At 43.1% G+C, this 866-nt stretch carries 4 tRNA genes and 1 rRNA gene; all 5 read left to right on the top strand.

From position 1 onward, the window contains the following. Positions 1 to 107, top strand: a 5S ribosomal RNA gene (rrf, locus tag ACWHAR_RS24870); the annotation flags it as partial. A 46-nt stretch (positions 108 to 153) separates the two neighbouring features. Further along, positions 154 to 228 (top strand) — tRNA-Asn (locus ACWHAR_RS24875). Positions 229 to 230: 2 nt separating this feature from the next. Next, positions 231 to 303 (top strand) — tRNA-Thr (locus tag ACWHAR_RS24880). A 346-nt stretch (positions 304 to 649) separates the two neighbouring features. Continuing rightward, positions 650 to 724 (top strand) — tRNA-Gly (locus tag ACWHAR_RS24885). 32 nt (positions 725 to 756) lie between these two features. After that, positions 757 to 833 (top strand) — tRNA-Arg (locus ACWHAR_RS24890). Positions 834 to 866 lie beyond the last annotated feature (33 nt).

Consider the following 866-nt stretch of genomic DNA (forward strand, 5'->3'; position numbering starts at 1 on the left):
GATAGCGAAGAGGTCACACCCGTTCCCATGCCGAACACGGAAGTTAAGCTCTTCAGCGCCGATGGTAGTCGGGGGTTTCCCCCTGTGAGAGTAGGACGCCGCCAAGCTTTTTTATTTTATCTACCATGTTTTTGTTTATGAAGCTTATAATATTCCGCAGTAGCTCAGTGGTAGAGCTATCGGCTGTTAACCGATCGGTCGTAGGTTCGAGTCCTACCTGCGGAGCCATTGCTTCCATAGCTCAGCAGGTAGAGCACTTCCATGGTAAGGAAGAGGTCAGCGGTTCGAGCCCGCTTGGAAGCTTATCTAAAATACGTTGATCTGAAGCAGTTTCCGCATGTTATGGAACTGTTATTTTTTTATTTGGATCAGTAAAAACTGTTACTGATTGCAGCAGTTAAGGTATAGGTGTTTAAAGCGCGCTTTCTGATGAAGTTAGCCTTGCTTCAATGATTCAAAGAGATTAACATAATTAATTGTTAAACGGTATTGACTTTTATCAAAACCTTGATATAATTACTTTTGTCATAATGAGCAGTATGTTTAGGTTGATCTGTGGGTTATACCGTTTGGATTTTTACTGAATAAATAATAATACAGTTTACCGCTATCTGAGACTGTATTCTGGCCATGCTTTACATTTTTACTTGCGGAAGTAGTTCAGTGGTAGAACATCACCTTGCCAAGGTGGGGGTCGCGGGTTCGAATCCCGTCTTCCGCTCCATTTTATCCCAACGGGATATTGTGATATTAATTGCGCCCGTAGCTCAATTGGATAGAGCGTTTGACTACGGATCAAAAGGTTAGGGGTTCGACTCCTCTCGGGCGCGCCATAATATTTTTAAAAATCGGGAAGTAGCTCAGCT

The organism is Bacillus sp. LR--39, assembly GCF_053613335.1.